A 21,360-nucleotide genomic window follows, 5' to 3' on the forward strand; every position below is an offset into this window, starting at 1 on the left:
AGTGGTTTCGGCCCCCGGATTGGCCTGCCGGACGTCGCATAACTGAAAACTGACGCCGTCTCATTTATTATCAATCACTAACAGCGCATTCCAAAGGTATGGTCTAAGGTGGCGAAGCAGGTCCCCGAACGCTCCAAGTCCGACGACAGCAAGGCGTCACGTCGCACGGCCGCGGCGGCGACGACCGACAATCCACGCCGCCAGCGTCTCTGGCGCGATCTGGGCCTGATCGCCATCGCGCCGGCCCTGCTGTACCTGGCGGCCAGTCTTTTCACCTATTCAGCGACTGATCCGGGCTGGTCGCATACCGGCAGCGTGGTCGCGCCGGTGCACAACCTGGGTGGCCGCGCCGGGGCCTGGATCGCCGACGTTCTGCTGCAGCTGTTCGGCTACATCGCCTTCCTGCTGCCGGTGGTGCTCGGCGCGCTGGCGTGGATCGCCATGTTCGGGCTCAAGCGCGAGAGCAAGGGCGAGAACGACCTGGATCCTGCGCTGCGCCTGGTCGGCCTGGTCGGTTTCCTCATCGCCGGCACCGGCTTCCTGCACGTGCGCCTGTTCAGTGGCGACGTCTCCAGCGCCGGCGGCATCCTCGGCAAGCTGGTGGGCAATTCGCTCACGGTGGGCTTCGGCGCGCTGGGCGCCAACCTGTTCGTGCTGGTGCTGCTGCTGGCCTCGATCACGCTCGCGACCGGGCTGTCCTGGTTCACGGTGATGGAGAAGATCGGCCGCGGCGTGATGTCGCTGGCGCCGTTGCTGGAACGCAAGAAGGAAGAAGTCACCGAGTGGAAGCAGACCCGGGTGATGCGCGAGGAGCGCCAGGAAGTGCGCAAGGCCGACGCCGAGGTGCGCGCCAAGCGCGAGCCGGTGAAGATCGAGCCGCGTCCGGAGCCGGTGATCGAGAAGAGCGATCGCGCCAAGCGCGATACCCAGATTCCGATGTTCCGCGGCGTCAACGGTGATGGCTCGGACCTGCCGCCGCTGGCGCTGCTGGATGATCCCAAGCCGCAGCCCAAGGGCTACGACGAAGAGACGCTGGAGACCCTGTCGCGGCAGATCGAGTTCAAGCTGAAGGACTTCCGCATCGATGCGCAGGTGGTCGGCGCCAATCCCGGCCCGGTCATCACCCGCTTCGAGATCGAGCCGGCACCGGGCATCAAGGTCAGCCAGATCAGTTCGCTGGACAAGGACATCGCGCGCGGCTTGTCGGTGAAGTCGGTGCGCGTGGTCGACGTCATTCCGGGCAAGTCGGTGATCGGCCTGGAAATCCCCAACGTCACCCGCGAGATGATCTTCCTGTCCGAGCTGCTGCGCTCGAAGGAATATGACAAGTCGGCCAGTGTGCTGACCCTGGCGCTGGGCAAGGACATCGCCGGTCGCCCGACCGTGGCCGACCTGGCACGCATGCCGCATCTGCTGGTGGCCGGTACCACCGGTTCGGGCAAGTCGGTGGCGGTCAACGCGATGGTGCTGAGCCTGTTGTTCAAGGCCTCGCCGAAAGACCTGCGGATGCTGATGATCGACCCGAAGATGCTCGAACTGAGCGTCTACCAGGGCATCCCGCACCTGCTGGCACCTGTGGTCACCGACATGAAGGAGGCCGCGAACGGCCTGCGCTGGTGCGTGGCCGAGATGGAGCGCCGCTACAAGCTGATGAGCGCAGTGGGCGTGCGCAACCTGGCCGGCTTCAACAAGAAGGTGAAGGAAGCCCAGGACGCAGGACAGCCGCTGATGGACCCGCTGTTCAAGCCGAACCCGGAACTGGGCGAGGCGCCGCGCCCGCTGGAAACGCTGCCGTTCATCGTCATCTTCATCGACGAATTCGCCGACATGATGATGATCGTCGGCAAGAAGGTGGAAGAGCTGATCGCGCGCCTGGCACAGAAGGCACGTGCGGCCGGCATCCACCTGATCCTGGCCACGCAGCGCCCGTCGGTGGACGTGATCACCGGCCTGATCAAGGCCAACATCCCGACCCGAATCGCCTTCCAGGTCAGCTCCAAGATCGACTCGCGCACCATCCTCGACCAGTCCGGCGCGGAAACACTGCTGGGCCACGGCGACATGCTGTACCTGCCGCCGGGCACCGCGCTACCCGAGCGCGTGCATGGTGCGTTCGTGTCCGACGATGAAGTGCATCGCGTGGTCGAGCACCTCAAGGCGATGGGCCCTGCCGACTATGTCGACGGCGTGCTGGACGAAGTGCAGACGATGGGCGACGGCGTGGTCGTCGGCGCCACCGGCCTGCCCGAGAACAGTTCGTCCGGCGACGAGTCCGACCCGTTGTATGACGAAGCGCTGCGGGTGGTCACCGAGACCCGCCGTGCATCGATTTCCGGCGTGCAGCGCCGGCTGAAGATCGGCTACAACCGTGCAGCGCGACTGATCGAGGCCATGGAAGCGGCCGGCGTGGTCAGCCCGCCCGAGCACAACGGCGACCGCACGGTGCTGGCACCGCCGCCGCCGAAGTAGGACCCGACGTATCCCCCACGACGTCCAAGGAACCGACGCATGCTTCACCCCGTACCAAGCGCGCTGGCACTGGCGCTGGCAGCCTTCCTGGCTGCCGGCCCGGCACTGGCAGACACCGCCACCTCCGCGCCCGCCACGGCGCCGCCTTCCACCAGCGGCGATACCGAAGCCAGCAATAACTTCAGCATTGTCCGTTACCGCGCCGACTACCAGGTGCGGCCGGATGCCGGCAATGTGCAGACCGAAACCTACGAAGTGCTGCTCAAGACCAAGGCCTCGGTCGAGCAGTTCAGCCAGGTGCGGCTGAGCTACAGCGAGAAGATGGAAACCCTGGAGGTGCTTGGCGCCTACACCATCACCGCCGACGGCCAGCGCCGTGACGTGCCGGCCGACCGCATCTACACCCAGGAAAGCTACTCCAGCGCCTCGGCGGCGATGTATGCCGACCGCAAGGTGCGGGTGATCGTGTTCCCGAACCTGGCCCCGGGCACCCGTCTGTACTACCAGGTGCGCCGCACCCAGGCCACGCCGTACTTCCCGGGCTATTTCGGCCTGTGGGAGACCTTCAATGTGTTCACCGAGTACGAGGACGCCGAAGTCACCCTGAGTGCGCCGGCCAACCTGCCGATGTTCATCGACAGCCGCGGCGTGCAGGGCAGCGATCGGCCGACGGTGAAGAACGGCCAGGCGCAGTGGCGCTGGCGCTACCAGCGTCGCGAGGCGATGCCGGCGCAGAACTGGTCGGCGGCGGGCTGGGAGTTCGGCCCGAACATCATGGCCAGTACCTATCGTGACTGGTCGCAGATGGGTCGCGCCTACCAGCTCAAGGCGGGCCCGGCGGCCGAGGTGACCCCGGCGCTGCAGGCGCTGGCTGATGAGATCACCGCGGGTATCAGCGACCGCCGCGAGCAGGCTGATGCGCTGTATCGCTGGGTTGCGCAGAACATCCGCTACGTCGCGGTGTACCTGGGCAATGGCGGGCTGGAGCCGAACAGCGCGCAGAGCATCCTCGACAACCACTACGGTGACTGCAAGGACCACGTGACGATCCTGGAGGCGCTGCTGGCAGCCAAGGGCATCGCCAGCTCGCCGGTGCTGATCGGTGCAGGTGGCGGCCCGACGTTGCCGAAGATTCCGGTGCTGGGCCGCTTCAACCACGCCATCACCTACATTCCCGAGTTTGATCTCTACCTGGATTCGACCACCGCGTGGGCGCGCTTCGGTCAGCTGCCGGAAGGTGATCTGGGTGCGCCGGTGATGCGTACCCGCGACGCCACGCTGGCACGCACCCCGGCCAATACGCCGGAGCGCAATGCCACCTCGATGGAGGTGCGTTTCACCTTCGACGCCAACGGCAACCTGCGCGGCGAGACGATTCCGAAACTGGGCGAGAACGCCGAGATCGGCATGCGCGCCCAGTTCTCCCAGCTCAACGCGCAGAACCGTGCGCGCGCTGAAGAGCAGATCATGGCCGCCTCAGGTTTCGATGGGCGAGGGCAGCTGCAGATCCAGGGCGTGCCGGTCGATCTGACCCGGCCGTTTGGCTATCGCATGGCGTTCCAGGCCGAGGACTACGCCGACTTCAGCGTGGCCGGCGGCATGGCCGTGCCGGACCCGCCGGGTGGCGAGTCGGTGCGTGGCTTGTACGCCACCGCCTCAGCGCCGGCCAACGAGACACCGTTCTACTGCAATGCCAGCCTGCGCGAGGAAACCTATCGCCTGCAGTTCCCGGCCAATGCGCCGATCATCGCCATCCCGGCCAGCCAGCGTTTCGCCAATGCCGCCGGCGAGTACCGGGTGGACTGGAGTCGCGAGGGCCAGGAGGTGATCGTGCACCACCGCTTGCAGCAGAATGCAGTGCGTGGGCCAGAGGCGTTGTGCCAGCCGCAGGACTATCCGGCGTTCCGCGCGCTGTATCGCGAAGTGCGGCGTGGCTTCCGCGGCCAGGTGCTGTACGGCAAGCTGCCGGGATCCGGTGGCTGAATCGCCGATGGACGTTCAGGGCGGCATAATGTCGCCCTGATCGCCCATTCATCTTTCCCCGGGCACACTGGCAACCACCTTTCCTGGCGCCCGCGCCCACAGGATTCCCGCATGAACTTCCGCTTCCGCCGTTTCCTTGCCACCACCACCCTGGCCGTGGCCTGCGCCGCCGCCGGCAGCGCCTGGGCTGGCGCCCGCGATGACCTGAAGACCTTCACCAGCGGCCTGAAGGGCCTGGATGGCCAGTTCAGCCAGCAGGTGTTCGACAGTCGCGGCAAGGTGAAGGAATCAACCAGTGGTCGCGTGGCCCTGTCGGCGCCGCGCCTGTTCCGTTGGGAATACGTGCGCCCGCACGAACAGCTGATCGTGGCCGACGGCAGGAAGGTCTGGATGTACGAGCCGGACCTGGAGCAGGCCACCGTGCGCGAGCAGGGCAAGGAAGAGCAGAACAGCCCGCTGACCGCGCTGATCAACCCGGCGCTGCTGGAGCAGCAGTACGACGTCAGCGAAGAGGCCGCGCAGCGCGACGGCCTGCAGTGGCTGTCGCTGTCGCCGAAGCGCGAGACCGAAGCCAGCTTCCAGTACGCCGCGCTGGGCTTCAACGCGCAGGGGCTGGCCAAGATGGAAATCACCGATGCGGTTGGCCAGCGTACCGTGATCAGCTTCAGTGGCTGGAAGCGCAACCCGGGCTTCGCCGCCGGCACCTTCAGCTTTACGCCGCCGAAGGGCACCGACGTCATCGGTAATTAATGGTGGTCGCCGGGCATGGCCTGGCGCTACCTGCTCTGGTGGGTGCCAACCGGCACCGCCTTGGTGGGTGTCAACCTTGGTTGACACGCTTTTGATCTGCCGGCCAGCGGCCGGCACTACCGAATCCTGTGGCCCGGCGCCAACCGCTCTGGTGGGTTTCAACCGGCACCGCTTTGGTGGGTGTCAACCTTGGTTGACATGCTTTTGATCTGCCGGCCAGCGGCCGGCACTACCAGACATCGCGTCCCGCCCGCCGGGCACGGTCCGGCGCTACCGTTGGGCGGCGCGGTACAATGACCGGGTGCCAAGACATCGCTCCACTTCATTCCCCGGACCCGATCTGCTGAGCGTCGATCGGGAACACATGCGCCCGCTGGCCGAGCGCATGCGCCCCCGCACCCTGGACGAAATGGTCGGGCAGAAGCGCCTGCTGGCGCCGGACAGTGCGCTGCGCCGCGCGGTCGAATCCGGTCGCGTGCATTCGATGATCCTGTGGGGGCCGCCGGGCTGCGGCAAGACCACGCTGGCGCTGCTGCTGGCCGAGTACGCCGATGCGGAATTCCGCGCCATCTCTGCCGTGCTGTCCGGCCTGCCGGAGGTGCGCCAGGTGCTGGCCGAGGCCGCGCAACGCTTCGCCGAAGGCCGCCGCACCGTGTTGTTCGTGGATGAGGTGCACCGCTTCAACAAGGCGCAGCAGGATGCGTTCCTGCCGCATATCGAGCGCGGCACCATCCTGTTCGTCGGTGCCACCACCGAGAATCCATCCTTCGAGCTGAATTCGGCGCTGCTGTCGCGTTGCCGCGTGCATGTGCTGGAAGGCGTTTCGCCCACAGACATCGTTGAGGCGCTGGAGCGTGCGCTGGGTGACCGCGAACGCGGCCTGGGTGAAGAGCACATCGAGGTCGCTCCCGAGCTGCTGCTGGAAATTGCGACCGCCGCCGACGGCGACGTGCGCCGTGCGCTGACCCTGCTGGAGATCGCCGCTGAGCTGGCGGGCGGGGAGGGTGGGCGCATCACGCCGCAGACCCTGACCCAGGTGCTGGCCGATCGTACCCGCCGCTTCGACAAGGGCGGCGAGCAGTTCTACGACCAGATCTCGGCGCTGCACAAATCCGTGCGCAGCTCCAACCCGGACGCCGCGCTGTACTGGCTGACCCGCATGCTCGATGGCGGCTGCGATCCGTCTTACCTGGCGCGCCGGCTGACCCGCATGGCCATCGAGGATATCGGCCTGGCCGACCCGCGTGCGCAGAGCATGGCGCTGGAAGCGTGGGACATCTATGAGCGGCTGGGCAGTCCGGAGGGAGAGCTCGCGTTCGCCCAGCTGGTGCTTTATCTGGCCAGCACGGCGAAGTCGAATGCCGGCTATGCGGCCTTCAACCAGGCCAAGTCCGATGTGCGCGAGAGCGGCACAGAAGAAGTGCCGCTGCACCTGCGCAATGCGCCGACCAAGCTGATGAAGGAACTGGGCTACGGCGCCGAGTACCAGTATGACCACGATGCGGAGGGTGGCATCGCGCTCGACCAGACCGGTTTCCCGGATGCGATGGGCGAACGGGTGTACTACAACCCGGTGCCGCGCGGGCTGGAAATCAAGTTGAAGGAAAAGCTGGATCGTTTGCGCGCCGAGCGCGAGGCTGCGCGCGCCGCGAAGGGCCGCTGACCCGGTTCATGTGGCGTCGAGCCATGCTCGACTTCGCTCTTGGCAGGCTTGTTGGCATATTCGGTAAGGCAGTCGAGCACGGCTCGACCCTGCAGTGGCAACATTGTTCCCGGCACGTTCATTTGGCACACTGCGCGGCTACTTTTTCAAGGATCGATGCCGTGCAGGAAATGATTCTGCCGTTGAAGCGCTACGCCCAGTTCGAGGGCCGCGCGAACCGCCGCGAGTACTGGATGTACCAGCTGTTCCTGTTCCTGGTCGCAACGGCAGTGATGCTGCTGGCCGGCGTGCTGGCGATCCTCCTGCGCAACAGTGCCGAAGCGCTGGCCGGCATCCTGATCGGCATGGTGGTGCTGCTGTGTGTGATGTGGCTGGCCACGATCGTGCCGCTGATCGCAGTGACCGTACGCCGCCTGCATGACTGCAACCAGTCGGGCTGGCTGTTCCTGCTGGCGCTGGTACCGGGTGGCGGGATCGTGATCATGATCTTCTCGCTGCTGCCGGGCACGCCGCAGGAGAATGTGTATGGTCCGGTGCCTACGGGGCCGTGATGATGCATGAGTCGAGCATGGCTCGACGCTACAGAGGCAAAGAAAAGAAGCCGGCATTTTGCCGGCTTCATCTTTACTTGATGGTGCAATCGCCGAAGGACAGGTAATCGGTGCCCGAGCTGAACTGCAGCGTGCAGCTGGCGGTGAAAGTCGCGCCTTCTTCCAGTGCGCCCAGCTTGGCCGCCTGCTGTTCGTCGTCGCTGGTCAGCCGGGCCAGGACATTGCCCTGGTCATCGCCGGCCTCGATCAGTGGCTCGCCCGCCAGGTTGCTGGAAACGCTCAGTGCTACGGCAGTGAATGTCACCGTCTGGTTGAGTTGGTCCATGCTCAACGTCGAGTTGCCGGCCTCTTCAAAGGCCTGGTAAAGCGTTGGCAGATCCTGCGCGGCATGGGCAGCCAGCGGTGCAAGCAGGCCGAGGGTAAGGGCGATCAGTGCGGTGTGCTTCAAGGGTTCTCACAATCATGGGATCCAATCCCATGGCGGTTGTGTGCAGATGAACGCGCCCCGGATGGCGGCAAGTGCCCGCCATCCATGGCTGCGCTGGAAGCGGGGCGATCCAATGCCCCGATGGGCGGCAAAATAGGGGAACTGCTGCCCCTCGTGCAACCCGGGCATGCGCGCGCGTGATACACAGCGTGACGTTTGATCGATGTGATAATCATTCGCGTTTGAGGTAGACTGCGGTCCCTTGTGAACCGGCGGCCCTGGGCCGCTTCTGCCGCCGCTGATGAAGCATTTCGTCCCGCCTACGCGCCGTGGCCCGCTGGCCTGCGGCCTGGCTGCCTTGATGATGGGTCTGCTCCTGGCCACCCCGTACGCCCATGCCCAGCAGCGCAATCCGCTGCAGAAGATCGGCCATACCGTGCTCGACGAGCCAGCGGTCAGCTACCGTTTCGAGCAGTTCGTGGTCGACAGCCCGGACCAGCAGCGCCGCTGGCGGGTGAACCTTGCCCTCCCGGCAAAGGCCAGCAAGGCCCCGTTGCCCGTGCTGTACGCCCTGGACGGCAATGCCGTGGCGATGGTGCTGGACCAGCCGCTGCTGGCCGAGCTGGCCGCGCGCAAGGTGCCGCCGGTGCTGGTGCTGATCGGCTACGACAACGACCTGCGCATCGATTCCAAAGCGCGCACCCACGACTACACCGCTTGGATCGACCGTGCCGACGATGAGAGTGGCACGACCCAGGCGGTCGGCGGTGGCGCCGCAGCCTTCCTGGATGTGATCGAACGCCGCATCAAGCCGGAAGTCGAGCGCCGCGCATGCATCGATGCGCAGCAGCAAGCGCTGTGGGGCCACTCGCTGGGCGGTTTGTTCGTGCTCAATGCGCTGTACACCCGTCCCGCCGCCTTCCAGTCCTACCTCGCGGCCAGCCCGTCGCTGTGGTGGAGCCAGGGCGCGGCGCTGGGTGATCCGGAACAGCAGTTCGTGCAGAACGTGCATGGCCAGCCGGCAAAGCTCTGGCTGATGCTGGGCGGCGCCGAGCGAGTCGGTGATCGTGGCAAGCGCGACATGAACAACCCGCGCGTGGTCGCGCACCTGCGTCGCATCGGCGGCGCCACCCCGGATGCGGCGATGCGGCTGTCCGAGCGGCTGGGCAAGGTGCCGGGCCTGAGCGTGCAGTACCGCGAGTTCCCGGGTCTGGGGCACGGCCCGATGCTGCCGGCCTCGTTCCATGCCGCGCTGCATGAACTGTACGGCGTGACCGACCGCAGCGCCGGCGATGGCGTGCCCAATGGCGGTGACAACGCCGCTGAGTGAATCCCTTCGCACGCGATGCCGTGCGACCCCACTACCCAGGCGAGGCTGCCGACGTGCAGCGGCCCAGGCAACCGATGAATCCCGCGCCACGTGGCGCGGCCTACGTGTGCAAGGAGCCTTCCATGTCGTTCCGTCCGTCTTTCCATCTCACCTCTCTCGCCGCCGGCCTGTTGCTGGCGGTGACCGCCACCGCGCAGCCGGTGTTCGACCAGCCGGCCAACGCCACCTTCAAGGGTGAAGTCGTCTCACGCGGTGAGAACGTGGTTCCCGGCAGCACTGCCGACGTGGTCGGCCGTGGGTTCGTGCCGGGCCAGAAGGTCAGCCTGCTGCGTGGCGACAGCGTGCTCAACGCCCAGCCGGTGGTGGTCGATGCCGATGGCAACTTCAAGACCCAGCTGAGCATTCCGGCCGACGCGGTGCCGGGCACCCATCCGGTGGTGGTGCGCGCCAGCCAGCCGGCTGCGGCCACGGTGCTGAAGCTGCGCGTGTCGCCGCAGCTGCCGCTGTCCGGCCAGGCGCAGTTCGCCACCCAGTCCAACAAGCTGGTGCCGGGCCTGTACCAGTCCGCGTACAGCGCGGCCAGCAATGCCGTGTTCGTCACCTCGGCCGTGGGCCGCCCGCCGGTGACCCAGTCGCAGCTGCTGAAGCTGGACCCGAAGTCGCTGAAGGTGACCAAGGCGATCACCCCGGCGCAGGTGCCGGGCAGCACCAATGGTGCGGTCTATGCGGTCTACGGCGTGGGCGTGGATGACACCAACGGCAATGTCTGGGTCACCAACACCCGCCAGAATTCCATCGCGGTCTATCGCCAGAAGGACCTGTCGCTGGTCCATCAGTTCCCGGTCGATGCCGTGCCGCACGCGCGCGACGTGGTGGTCGACGGCACGCGCGGCAAGGTGTTCGCTTCTGCCACCGGCGAGGACCACCTGTCGGTGTTCGATGCGAAGACCTTCAAGGAACTGCCGCAGGTGACGCTGGAATCCGGCGTGGACGACGGCAAGTTCACCCCGATGAGCCTGGTGCTGGATGAGAAGGGCGGCAAGCTGTTCACCGTCAGCATCGGCACCCCGGAGGCGGCAGTGATCGATGTGGCCAGCGGCAAGGTCGAGAAGGTCATCGATCTGGGCAATTCGATCAGTGCCTCGGGCGTGGCCTTCGACGCGGCGCGCAACCGCCTGTACGTGGCCTCGCAGGGCACCGACAACCTGCTGATCGTCGACGTGGCCGCCGGCAAGGTGCTGCACGATGTGCCGGTCGGCGCCGGCGCGCTGAACGTCGCCTTCGATGATGCCTCCGGCCTGGCCTACGTCAGCAACCGTGGCGCTGGCACGGTCACCGTGGTGAACGGTGACGGCAAGGTGGTCGCCAATCTTGATGGCGGCACGCTGCCGAACCACGTCCGCGCCGATGGCAAGGGCAACGTGTTCGCGGTGAACAAGTCGCGCGGCGCTGAAGACCCGAAGGGTGACCGCATCACCCGCATCACCCCGAAGCAGTAAGTCACACGGTGGGGCGGCGTGCGCGTCGCCCTGCCAGCAAGGAGAATGTGCATGAACATCGCGTCCCGTCTGCGCCTGTGTGCGCTTCCGTTGGCTGTTTCGCTGGCGTTGGCTGCCTGTGGCGGCTCGTCGGCTCCCTCTGATGCCAATACGCCTGCCGAGTCGCCCGCAGCAACGGCGGCCGCTGCGGAAACCGCGCTGCCGGCAGGCTGGCAGCGCGTGGCAGGAGCCGAAATGCCGGCCGTGCACGGCCAGAAGGCGGTGCTCCCAGCCAAGGTGCATTCCGATGATGGCGCCGATATCGAAGTGGCCGATACCAGCCGGATCATCGCCGGTGGCGACGACGTCATCGCGGTGATCGAAGCACTGGGGCTGGGCAAGCAGGTATTTGCCGCGCCGACCAACACCACCACCCAGGCCGGCCTGGCCGCGCCGCACCAGTTCCTGTTCAACCGAACCACTGGCGTGGAGGGCGTGCTGAGCCTGCAGGGCTCGCTGTTCCTCGGCAACAGCCTGCGCCGCCATACCGAACTGGCCAAGAAGCTGCGCGAAGTGGGCGAGCCGGCGGTAGTCATCGATGACCTGCAGCCAGCGCCGGACAAGGTGCGCAAGGTCGCTGCTGCACTAGGGCTGGCCGAGGCAGGGCAAGCACTGGCCACGCAGGTGCAGCGTCAGCTCGACGAGGCTGCAGCGATTGGCAAGGGCCTGGGCCATGCGCCACGACTGATCCACGTGTCGGCCACCGGCGCTGGCGGCTCACCGACTGTTGCCGGTGCCGACAGCGCCTCGGCGCAGCTGATCGCGCTGGCTGGCGGCGTCAACATCGGCACCGAGGCGGGGGTGAAGAACTACTCGCAGCTGAGCAATGAAGGCGTGGTCGCCGCAGCGCCGGAGGTGATCCTGGTGACCGAGCATGACCTGCAGCTGTTCGGCGGTGCCGAGGGCCTGTGGAAGGCGTACCCGACGCTGAAGCAGACCCCGGCTGGGCAGGCCAATCGGGTCTGGGTGATGCCGGACGTGCAGCTGAAGTACACCAGTGTCGGTTCCGGTGCTGGCGCGCTGGCGCTGGCCAAGGCCCTGGCGGCGTTGCCGAAGGCATGAGTCCGGCGGATCGGCGCCGCCGTCGCGGGCGGACGATGTTGCTGGTGGCGTTGCTGGCACTGCTGGGTGCGGTGCTGGCCTCGTTCGCCGTGGGCCCGCTGCGGCTGCCGCCGCTGGAGGTGATGCAGGCGTTGGCGGTGAAGCTGGGGCTGCTCGATCCGCAGGCGGTCAGCGGCCGCGACCTGGCCGTGGTCTGGCAGCTGCGCATTCCGCGTGCCCTGCTGGGTGCGATGGTCGGTGCGTCGCTGGCGATGGCCGGTGCCAGTCTGCAGGGCCTGTTCGGTAACCCGCTGGCCGATCCCGGCATCGTCGGTGTCAGCCAGGGTGCTGCGCTGGGGGCAGTGGCTGCCATTGTTCTCGGCGCTGCGGGCGCAGCCGGCTGGCTGGTGCCTGTGGCCGCGTTCGTTGGCGGTGCGCTGGCGATCGGCCTGACCTATGCGCTGGCGCGGCCCGGGAAAGGCAGTGGCAATGCCACGCTGCTGCTGGTCGGCATCGCGATGGCCGCGTTCTGCTCGGCGCTGATCGGTTTCCTCACCTACATCGCCAGCGAAAGCGAACTGCAGTCGCTGGTGTTCTGGCAGATGGGCTCGCTGGCGCGTGCCAACTGGGCCGATGTGGCGGCGGTGGTGCCCCTGTTTGCCATCGGCGTGTTCGCGTTGCAGCGGTTGGCCACGCCGCTGGACATGCTGGCGCTGGGGGAGCGCCAGGCACAGCACCTCGGGCTGGACGTGACCCGCACGCGGCGTCGCCTGGTGGCGTTCAGTGCGCTGCTGGTGGGCGCAGCGGTGGCCTTTGCCGGCTCGATCAGCTTCGTTGGCCTGGTGGTGCCGCACGTGGCGCGCCTGCTGGTCGGCCCCGGGCATCGCTGGCTGCTGCCGTTGTCCGGCCTGCTCGGTGCGCTGCTGATCGTGGTGGCCGATACCGCCGCGCGCACGCTCGATCCGCCCGCGGAGATTCCGCTGGGCCTGTTCTCCGCCGCGCTGGGCGCGCCATTCTTCCTCTGGCTGGTGCTGCAGCAGCGCCGCAAGGCGGCCCCATGAGCGTGCTGCTGAAGCTGCACGAGGTGGTGGTGCGCCGCCAGCAGCGCGAGATCCTGCATGGCATCTCGCTGGCGTTCGAGCCGGGCACGGTGACTGCCCTGGTTGGCCCGAATGGCGCAGGCAAATCCACGCTGTTGGCGGTGGCTGCCGGTGATCTGCGTGCCGACGTGGGTGAGGTGAGCCTGCTGGGCAAGCCCTTGGCCAGCTACAAAGCGGGGCCACTGGCACGCGAGCGCGCGGTGATGCCGCAGGAGCACGGCGTGCGTTTCGCCTTCATCGTGGAGGAGGTGGTGGCGATGGGGCGGTTGCCGCATCCGCCGGATCCGCGTGTGGATGACGCGCAGGTGGAAGCTGCAATTGATGCTGCCGAACTGCAGGCCCTGCGCCTGCGCGAGGTGCAGCAGCTGTCCGGTGGTGAGTCCGCCCGCACCACGTTCGCGCGTGTGCTGGCGCAGGACACGCCGCTGCTGTTGCTTGATGAGCCGACGGCCGCGCTGGACCTGCGCCACCAGGAGCGCACATTGCGTAGCGTTCGTGCCGTTGCCGAAGCTGGTGCGTGCGTGATCGTGGTGCTGCACGATCTGAACCTGGCGGCTGGCTACGCCGATCGCATCGTGCTGCTGGAACATGGCAGGGTGGCGGCCGATGGTACGCCGCTGCAGGTGCTGACCGAAGACAACCTGCAGCGGGTCTACCAGCAGGACGTGGTGGTGCTGGAGCACCCAAGGCGCGGGGTGCCGCTGGTGGTGGTGACCTGAGCGAGGGCCCGCCAGGTTGCTCCGGGTATCATGATCGTTTCGTTTTCTTCAATGGACTGATGTCATGTTCCGTACCGTTACCCGCAGCGTGCTGCTTGCCGCGATGATTGCTTCCGCTTGCGCTGCCAATGCGGCTTCGACCTCTCAGGTTTCGCTGACCGACGCGGCCGAAAACGCCTCGCTGATCGAGACCCGGCATTCCAGTAGCGACGGTGCCGCTGTGACGTCGATGAAGACGCAGTACTTCGCCAACGAGGAAATGTCGGTGAGCTGGGACGACCAGCAGGTGCTGGTGCTATGCAGGGAGACGGCGTACCTGAAGATTCCTGCGACCAAGCTCAAGGCCGGTGCGTTGACCTCCGAACAGCGGCAGATGATCGTCTATCAGGCGCTGATGTCAGGCCTGGGGGCTGTCGCGGGCGTCATCGGGCCGGCAGGCGAGGTGGTGACCGTGGCCGATGACGGCAGCGAGACCCGCAGCGTTGGCGAAAGCAGCTGGGCGTATGGTGTTGAGCGATACGAGGTGATCACCCAGCGGCTGCCGGACGGTGCACTTCGGGTCCGGACCCGCAAGACGGAAACCGTCAATACCACGCCTCCGGCGGGCCCGGACGACATGTTCAGTACCGAGGACGATCAGGCGGCACGCCTGTCGGAACTGGCGCCGGTGGGCAGCTGGACCGAAGTGGTTGTCCACGGTGGCGCACGGCTGCCACACATGGACCCGGCGACGTCGCTGAAGGGGTGGATCTCGATGGGCGACGACCAGGCGGCGACCGTGGGTGAGGCGCGCAAGCTGCACGACTGCAAGTAGGGCATGGCAGGGGTCAGAGCCCTTTGCTTTGGGCAAAGGGACCCGACCCCGATGTCGGTCGGCTTCATCGTTCTATTAATGTGTGCAATATTCACTTGCGCGCCAGATTGGCAGGTCTAGAATGCGCCCCATGAACCGGATGCCGCTCCTGAAGTTTTTCACCCTGACCCGCGCAAGCGCGGAACGGGCGTGTCTGCCTGGAGCCCCACGAGGCCGTTGAAGCGGCCATCGCTGGACCTTCGACAGAGCGCCCTCCGGGGCGCTCTTTTTGTTTTTGTTTTTTGTGAGTCGACTAACAGTCGGCTCTACCCAGTCGACTCTACCCAGTCGACGCTACCCAGTCGACGCTACCTACTCGACTCTACCCAGTACTGCGAAGGAGAACGTGCCATGCACCAGATCGCCGAGACCGAACGCTAGCCGCGCACCCTGTCGCCAACCGGGGTGTGCGGCCCCTGAAGTTGGCTTTGCAGGAACCTCTTTATGAACACCCACGTCCTTTCCCGTCGTCGCAACCTTGGCATCATTGCCCACATCGACGCCGGCAAGACCACGCTGACCGAACGCCTGCTGTGGAAAAGCGGCGAGATCCACCGCGTCGGCGAAGTGCACGACGGCAATGCGACCACCGATTTCTCGGCGATCGAGCGCGAACGCGGCATCACCATCGGCGCTGCCGCCGTGCAGGCGCAGTGGGCGCCACGTGACCTGCCGCCGCATCGGCTGACCCTGATCGACACCCCCGGCCATATCGACTTCGCCATCGAAGTCGAACGTTCACTGCGCGTGCTCGACGGTGCCGTGGCCGTGTTCTCGGCCGTGGACGGCGTGCAGCCGCAGTCCGAGACGGTATGGCGCCAGGCGCGTCGCCATCGCGTGCCGCTGATCGCCTTCGTCAACAAGATGGACCGCGTAGGCGCTTCGTTCGAGCGCGTGCTGGAGCAGCTGCAGGACAAACTGCAGGCGCGACCGTGGGCATTGGGCGTGCCGCTGGGCAGCGAAAGCGGCTTCAACGGCTGGGTCGACCTGGTCGATGAACGCGTACTGCACTGGCAGGATGGCGCCGTAACCACGGTGACCCCGTGGGACGACGCGGCACGCGCGCAGTGGCAGGCTCAGCGCGATGCGCTGGTCGAAGCCGTGGCCGATCACGATGAACAACTGGCCGATGCCTGGCTGGAAGGTCGCGTGATCGATGCCGAACAGCTGCGCGCGGCGATCCGCCGGGCGACGCTGGCGGGTGCGGGCGTGCCTGTGCTGGCCGGTGCTGCGTTCAAGGACAAGGGCATCGAGACGCTGCTGGATGCGGTGGTCGACTACCTGCCGTCGCCGCTGGATCGCCCTGCCGTCAGCGCTGAAAGCGATGAGGGCGAGGTGGTGCTGCCGCCGGATCCGGAGGGGCCGCTGGCCGGCCTGCTGTTCAAGATCACCCACCAGCAGCACGGCGCGCTGAGCTTCGTGCGGCTGTACTCGGGCACCTTGAAGGTGGGCGACGCCGTGGCCAGTTCGCAGCATCCGCAGGGTCGGCGCGTCAGCCGGCTGGTGCGGGTGCAGGCCGACCAGACCCACGACATCGAGCAGGCCGTGGCCGGTGACATTGTCGCGGTGCTGGGCTGGAAGGATGCGGTCAGTGGCGAAACGCTGAGCGGCCGTGCGCAGCCGCTGCGCCTGGAGAATATCCAGGCCCAGGCGCCGGTGCTGGCGTGGCGCCTGGAGCCGGCGCGTGCGGCCGACCTGATCCGGATGGCGCAGGGCCTGGCCAGCCTGGCCCAGGAAGACCCGTCGTTCCGCGTCGAAACCGATCGCGACACGGCGGAAACCCTGGTCTGGGGCATGGGTGAGCTGCACCTGGAGGTGATGGTCGAGCGCCTGCGCAGTGAGTGGAAGGTGGACGTGGGCGTAGGTGCGCCGCGCGTGGCCTACCAGGAGACGCCGCTGCGTGCGATGACCGGCGTCGTCGGGCGACTGGTCAAGCAGACCGGTGGACAGGGCCAGTTCGCGCACGTGGTGCTGGATGTGTCGCCGCGTGAGGACGACCAGGTGGTGTTCAACGACCGCATCGTCGGTGGCGTGGTGCCGCGCAGCTTCATCGCTGCGGTGGAGAAGGGCGTACGTGCCGCGCTGTCGGAAGGGCCGCAGGGTCATCCGGTGGTCGGCATCGAGGTCAGTCTTGTCGATGGCCAGACTCATGCCAAGGACTCTTCGGAGATGGCGTTCCATCGCGCGGGTGCCGAGGCGATCAAGGCCGCGCTGGCTGAAGGTGGCACGCAGTTGCTGGAACCGGTGATGGCGGTGACGGTGCATTCGCCGTCGGCGTCGGTGGGCGATGTGGTCGGCGACCTCAACCGGCGCCACGGTCGCATCGCCCGCATCGAGGACCAGGACGGTCGCGCTGAGGTCAGTGGTTTTGCGCCATTGGCGCAGCTGGTGGGTTACACCACGTCGTTGCGTTCGCTCAGCCAGGGGCGGGCGAGTAGCGAGGCGCACCTGCACGGCTACGAGGCGGTACGCGCTGCATGAGGAAACTTGGGGGGGAGCCCGTTCGCGGGCTCCCCTTTTTTGTGTTCGGGGCGCGCATCCACGCATGGCGTGATCTACAGGGTGATCGGGTCGCGAGCTCTGCAGTAGATCCACGCCATGCGTGGATGGGGCCCTCGGGATGCGATTTTTTTGCATTGCATCGCAACAAAGCTGCAGAAAAGGCTGGATTAAAGTGATGCCTCACGATAAATTGCGCACCCCCCGTTGCTCGCCGCCGCCCGCACCCTTCTCATGCGTGATGACAAAGACCCCGGAACCCTGGAGCTGACCCTGCCGCGAAAGCGCGGCCGTCCGCCCAAGTTCGGGTACGCCATGAGTGACGCGCAACGGGCCGCGCGCTACCGCGCGCGCCGGGCAGGGCAGGCCAACCACGCGGATGTGCGCTCCTGTTCGGACATGGTGCTGCTGGACAAGATCCGCGCAGCGGTCAGCGCGCGTGACACCGAACTGGCCGGTTTCCTGGTCCATGTGCTCTGGCAGCGGTACCCCCTGCAGCTGAAATAGGCCGACGATGGGGTGGCCGTTGTCATCGAGCTTGTTGATAATGCGGGATTCAGGTTGTTCCCGCTGGCGCGCCCGGGATGGCAGGCGCGCATGATCGAACGGTTCCCAAGATGACCACCACCAGCGACACCACCACCGAAGCGGCGCCGAGCAACGCCCCCCTGTTCTACACCCGTCCGGTGCCGCTGCAGGCCGATGTGCACGCCGACCTGCGCATCCTGCCGGGCAGGCTCGAGTTTGCCGCGGGCAACAACGCCATTCCGCTGGTGCTCGGCGAGTTCTCGCTGGCGCTGCACCACTTCCCGATCCTCTTCGCTGGCCCGACCGCAGTGCCGATGGCTGCCGTTGGCGTATCCGACCAGAACCTGTTCATCAAGGATGGCCTGTGGGAAGACGAGGCCTATATCCCGGCCTACCTGCGTCGCCACCCCTTCATCTTCATCGACACCGGCTCGGACAATGATTTCCTGCTGGGCATCGACGAAGAGAGCTCGCGCGTGGTCAAGGGCGGTGACGAAGGCCAGCCGCTGTTCGTCGATGGCAAGGCCACCGACATGGTGCAGCAGGCGCTGGAGTTCTGTGGCCAGTTCACCCGTGAGCACGAACAGACCCAGGCCTTCTCCAAGGCCCTGATCGACAACGGCCTGCTGGTCGAGCGCAACGCCACCGTGCGTACCCCGGATGGCCGTGAATTCAACCTCAATGGTTTCCAGGTCGTCGACGTCGAGAAGTTCGTCGCGCTGCCGGAAGCCACTGTGATCGAGTGGCATCGCAGTGGTTGGCTGGCGCTGATCCACCAGCATCTGATGTCGCTGGGTCGCTTCAACGACCTGACCCGTCGCCAGGTCGAGCGTCTGGCGGCCTGATCAGGCCCCGGGCATGGCTTCCGCAGCGCGGGAGCCATGCCATTGCTGAAGGACGCGCAACAGGCGTCGCGCATCGGCCCAGTCGGGTGTGGCGTCGCGACCCAGCTCCCACAGGTCGCCCGCCGTGTCCGCCTCTGGGGCCGCCCCGTATATCTGCAGGGCCCCCTGAAGCCGATGCGCGTGATGGCATAGGTCAGTGGCACTGGCGTCATCGATGGCCTGTTCGATCCGCAGCAGCTCGTGGCCGATGTCCGTGATGTAGGCGGGGTCATCTGCCGCTGTGCCCGTTGCGATGGCCTGTCCGGTCGCCGGCAGCTCCAGCGCCCGCAGCAGTGACTCAAGCTGGAGTGGCTTGGTCAGGGTGGCGTCGAACCCTGCTTTCCGGCAGCGCGCCACATGCCGACGATCACGGCGTGCCGACAGTGCGATCAGTCGCAGCGGGGCGCGCGCCTGCCTGCGCAACTGCATGGCCAGCGCATAGCCATCCATGTCCCCGAGCCCGATGTCGAGCAGGATCACGCTGCGCGGTCTCACGGCCTGCTCGGCAAGCGCGCTGGCGGCGTCGCCAGACGCGTGTACATCGGCACCCAGGCGGCGCAGCTGCTCGCTGATGACCCGGCGATTGAGGGCATGGTCCTCCACCAGCAGCAGCTCAAGCCCGCCCAGCGGCGTTCCCGCGCCGGCGCTGGCGGCTGACGTGACCTTGGCCTTGGCCGGGCGTACCGGCAGGCGCAGGGTGAAGCGACTGCCGCGCCCGGGGACGCTGTGTACTGACAGGTTGCCGCCCATTGCGCGGGCAAGCGCATGCGCGATCATCAGTCCCAATCCGCTGCCTCCGCGCTCCTTGCCGTCTTCGCCCTGCTGGAATGGCTGGAACAGCACGGTGAGTTGCTCTGCAGTGATGCCGATTCCGCTGTCGATCACATCCAGCATGAGCTCACGAGGGTGGTTGCCTGGCGTCAGTTGAAGGCGCAGCTCGATGCCGCCGACGTCGGTGAACTTGAGTGCGTTTCCCAGCAGGTTGTCGATGATCTGGCGCAGTCCTTCCGGATCGATGGCGACAATGGGGCAGGGCTCGGGGAGGCAGTCGAAGCGAAGCGCCAGCCCGCGCTGCCGAGCCTGGGGACGAATTGCATCCAGCGATTGGCGGCAGAGTCGTGCAATGTCGCAAGGTTCTACGTGCGGCTTGAAGGTGCCGCTGGCCAGGCGTGAGAACTCCAGCGAGCGGTTGAGCAGGTTGCGCAGCGAGGAGCCCGCGGCATGTGCAGCCGCCAGCGCATCTCGCTGCCCCATGGGCGCCGACGGCTGGCTGAGCAGGTCGATCGAGGCAAGGACTGCCTGGGCCGAATTGCGCACCTCGTGGCTCAACATGCCAATCGCGCGGGCGCGGGCACGGCCTTCAGCACGCAGGCGCCTGTGCCAGGCATGCCACAGGAACGGGGTGACTGCCAATGCGGCAGCCAGGGCCGGCAGCCACTGCGGGGGCAGCTGACGCATCCAGTCCAGGACGTGCTCCAGCGAGGCGGGGGCCGCCTGTTGGGCCCATAGCTGCAACAGGCCGGCATGTTCCTCCAGCGTAATGTCGTGCAATGCCCGCTCGATGCGCTCCAGCAGCTGGCGATCTTCGTGGCGCGCAAGCAGGTGCAGGTCGGTGGAGAAATCGCTGTCGAAAGGCTGCAGGTGCAGGTGCCCGGCGAAATGCCGACGGATCAGGGGCCGCAGGGTCGTTTCCAGGCCGATTGCCAGATCGGCGGTGCCGTTTTCAACAGCTGCCAGCGTGGCGTGCCGATCGGCCAGGTGCAGCAGGCGGACGTGCGGATGGCGCGCGGCCAGCCATTCCGCATACGGCCCCCCTTCGAGCACGGCCAGGACCTGGTGGTCCAGTTCCGTGATATCGCGTGGCAGGCGCTCGCCGCTGCGGCCGGCGAGCATCGTCTTGCCACCGCGGAACGTGCTGGATGCCACCAGGCCGGGGCAGGGTGGCTGCAGGTGGTTGCCAATCACCAGTACCAGATCCGCTTCGCGTCTGCAGACGGCAGCCACCGATGCGCCGGTGCTGGGATGCTGGTGCTCCTGGAACTGCAGCTGCGAACGCCGTGCAACCAGATTGGCGTAGCCATGGGCCAGGCTTGGCAAACTCGTGCCGCCAGCGAGTGCAGCGGGTACCGGGTGCAGCGACGGCGTGGTCGCCACCCGGACTTCGCGCCCCGGCCCCCATTCAAGTGATGACGCATCCTCGGCCGACGCGGCGGGAAGCAGGATGAGCGCCAACAGCAGGAGGGTGGATGTACGCATTCGATCGCGCATCTTCACGGTGATTCCAGCTGCTGCCGCATGGCGTAGATCTCGGCATCGTTGCGCAGCCTGAGCTTGCGCAGGGCCGCAACCTTCTGTGTGCTGACGGTCTTGATGCTGCGATGGCGGCGGAGCGCGATTTCCGAAACGGTCAGGCCCGCCAGCAGGAGCTCCAGTACTTCGCGCTCGTTGCGGCTGAGCTCTTCGCAGTCTCCCGGCAGCGTGCAATCGGGTGGCAGTCGCGGAAGGCCCTGCGATACGCGCACGATTGCGTCCGAGAGCATCGGCAGTGGTTCGGCCTTGCTGACCACGCCGCTGACACCCGTGGCGATGAGCTGGTTGATGTGGATCGAGGGTAAAAGGGTCGCAAAAGCGAGCAGGGTGACGCGAGGAAAGTGCTCGCGCAGCAGCGGGGTCAGCTCGGCCGCGCTGCGATCGTCGCGGGCCAGGGTCAGATCGATGATCGCGACATCCACCCGCATCTGCTGGAGGCTGTCAATGAGTTCGTCGCTGCGGGCGTGGCTGGCGACGATACGGAAGCGGGCGTCGCGGGAGAGGTGCAGGGCAGTGCCGCGACGGACGACTTCGTGGTCGTCCAGTAGTGCCAGTCGCAGCGGGCGCGGGGCAGGAAGTCCATTCATGCGCAGGGAGGTGATCGGCGCCCATGGGGCGTGATGACCATTCTGGCGCTGCTGTCGCGGCGAACATCGAAATTGCTTGATTTTTGCGAATATTCCTAAGAAGTGATTCGCTGCATCCATCGATTCGG

Annotated in this window: 17 protein-coding genes; 14 read left to right on the top strand and 3 right to left on the bottom strand. The window is 66.6% G+C overall.

Features of this window, described 5'->3' with window-relative positions:
* The first annotated feature begins 108 nt into the window (after window positions 1–108).
* The 5 genes from AC5P5X_RS18445 (at window position 109) to AC5P5X_RS18465 (ending at window position 7,416) form a co-directional block, all read left to right on the top strand.
* Window positions 109–2,469, top strand: a complete 2,361-nt coding sequence (locus AC5P5X_RS18445) for a DNA translocase FtsK (RefSeq protein ID WP_005413288.1) — start codon at window positions 109–111, stop codon at window positions 2,467–2,469.
* Between the two features lie 39 nt (window positions 2,470–2,508).
* On the top strand, window positions 2,509–4,452 hold the full coding sequence (locus AC5P5X_RS18450; protein ID WP_005409602.1) for a DUF3857 domain-containing protein: 1,944 nt from the start codon (window positions 2,509–2,511) through the stop codon (window positions 4,450–4,452).
* Window positions 4,453–4,563: 111 nt separating this feature from the next.
* Complete coding sequence (gene lolA / locus AC5P5X_RS18455; protein ID WP_024958744.1) at window positions 4,564–5,202, top strand: outer membrane lipoprotein periplasmic chaperone LolA; 639 nt, start codon at window positions 4,564–4,566, stop codon at window positions 5,200–5,202.
* Between the two features lie 364 nt (window positions 5,203–5,566).
* Window positions 5,567–6,865 carry a replication-associated recombination protein A gene (locus AC5P5X_RS18460; protein WP_005413290.1) on the top strand — a complete coding sequence of 433 codons (1,299 nt, stop codon included), beginning with the start codon at window positions 5,567–5,569 and terminating at the stop codon, window positions 6,863–6,865.
* A 161-nt stretch (window positions 6,866–7,026) separates the two neighbouring features.
* Window positions 7,027–7,416, top strand: coding sequence for a DUF805 domain-containing protein (locus tag AC5P5X_RS18465; RefSeq protein WP_005413291.1), 390 nt, complete (start codon window positions 7,027–7,029; stop codon window positions 7,414–7,416).
* Window positions 7,417–7,489: 73 nt separating this feature from the next.
* On the opposite strand, the gene AC5P5X_RS18470 is transcribed toward AC5P5X_RS18465, so the two are convergent.
* Window positions 7,490–7,864: a hypothetical protein gene (locus AC5P5X_RS18470; protein WP_111189498.1), complete on the bottom strand. Its 375-nt coding sequence runs from the start codon at window positions 7,862–7,864 to the stop codon at window positions 7,490–7,492.
* A 280-nt stretch (window positions 7,865–8,144) separates the two neighbouring features.
* On the opposite strand from AC5P5X_RS18470, the gene AC5P5X_RS18475 reads away from it, so the two are divergent.
* The 9 genes from AC5P5X_RS18475 to AC5P5X_RS18515 all read left to right on the top strand — a co-directional run bounded on the left by AC5P5X_RS18475 (window position 8,145) and on the right by AC5P5X_RS18515 (window position 18,296).
* Entirely contained in the window at window positions 8,145–9,173 is a 1,029-nt protein-coding gene (locus tag AC5P5X_RS18475) for an alpha/beta hydrolase (RefSeq protein WP_111189499.1), read from the top strand.
* A 122-nt stretch (window positions 9,174–9,295) separates the two neighbouring features.
* Window positions 9,296–10,672, top strand: a complete 1,377-nt coding sequence (locus AC5P5X_RS18480; RefSeq protein ID WP_111189500.1) for a YncE family protein — start codon at window positions 9,296–9,298, stop codon at window positions 10,670–10,672.
* Window positions 10,673–10,723: 51 nt separating this feature from the next.
* Window positions 10,724–11,773, top strand: a complete 1,050-nt coding sequence (locus tag AC5P5X_RS18485; RefSeq protein ID WP_044570091.1) for a heme/hemin ABC transporter substrate-binding protein — start codon at window positions 10,724–10,726, stop codon at window positions 11,771–11,773.
* Window positions 11,770–12,813 carry a FecCD family ABC transporter permease gene (locus tag AC5P5X_RS18490; RefSeq protein WP_062606998.1) on the top strand — a complete coding sequence of 348 codons (1,044 nt, stop codon included), beginning with the start codon at window positions 11,770–11,772 and terminating at the stop codon, window positions 12,811–12,813. The genes AC5P5X_RS18485 and AC5P5X_RS18490 overlap by 4 nt, the downstream gene beginning before the upstream one ends.
* Complete coding sequence (locus tag AC5P5X_RS18495) at window positions 12,810–13,571, top strand: heme ABC transporter ATP-binding protein (protein ID WP_495216025.1); 762 nt, start codon at window positions 12,810–12,812, stop codon at window positions 13,569–13,571. The genes AC5P5X_RS18490 and AC5P5X_RS18495 overlap by 4 nt, the downstream gene beginning before the upstream one ends.
* A 64-nt stretch (window positions 13,572–13,635) precedes the next feature.
* Window positions 13,636–14,385: a hypothetical protein gene (locus AC5P5X_RS18500; RefSeq protein WP_111189502.1), complete on the top strand. Its 750-nt coding sequence runs from the start codon at window positions 13,636–13,638 to the stop codon at window positions 14,383–14,385.
* Window positions 14,386–14,868: 483 nt separating this feature from the next.
* On the top strand, window positions 14,869–16,905 hold the full coding sequence (gene fusA / locus AC5P5X_RS18505) for an elongation factor G (RefSeq protein ID WP_111189804.1): 2,037 nt from the start codon (window positions 14,869–14,871) through the stop codon (window positions 16,903–16,905).
* Window positions 16,906–17,157: 252 nt separating this feature from the next.
* The gene (locus AC5P5X_RS18510; RefSeq protein ID WP_005409616.1) at window positions 17,158–17,430 is read left to right on the top strand and encodes a hypothetical protein; all 273 of its coding nucleotides are present in this window, start codon (window positions 17,158–17,160) and stop codon (window positions 17,428–17,430) included.
* A 110-nt stretch (window positions 17,431–17,540) separates the two neighbouring features.
* Window positions 17,541–18,296, top strand: a complete 756-nt coding sequence (locus tag AC5P5X_RS18515; RefSeq protein WP_005409617.1) for a SapC family protein — start codon at window positions 17,541–17,543, stop codon at window positions 18,294–18,296.
* On the opposite strand, the gene AC5P5X_RS18520 is transcribed toward AC5P5X_RS18515, so the two are convergent.
* The gene (locus tag AC5P5X_RS18520; protein ID WP_111189803.1) at window positions 18,297–20,603 is read right to left on the bottom strand and encodes an ATP-binding protein; all 2,307 of its coding nucleotides are present in this window, start codon (window positions 20,601–20,603) and stop codon (window positions 18,297–18,299) included.
* A 2-nt stretch (window positions 20,604–20,605) separates the two neighbouring features.
* Window positions 20,606–21,352, bottom strand: coding sequence for a LuxR C-terminal-related transcriptional regulator (locus AC5P5X_RS18525; RefSeq protein WP_258391122.1), 747 nt, complete (start codon window positions 21,350–21,352; stop codon window positions 20,606–20,608).
* Window positions 21,353–21,360: the final 8 nt, after the last annotated feature.

This window comes from Stenotrophomonas sp. YJH_SMC_91 (genome assembly GCF_059368495.1).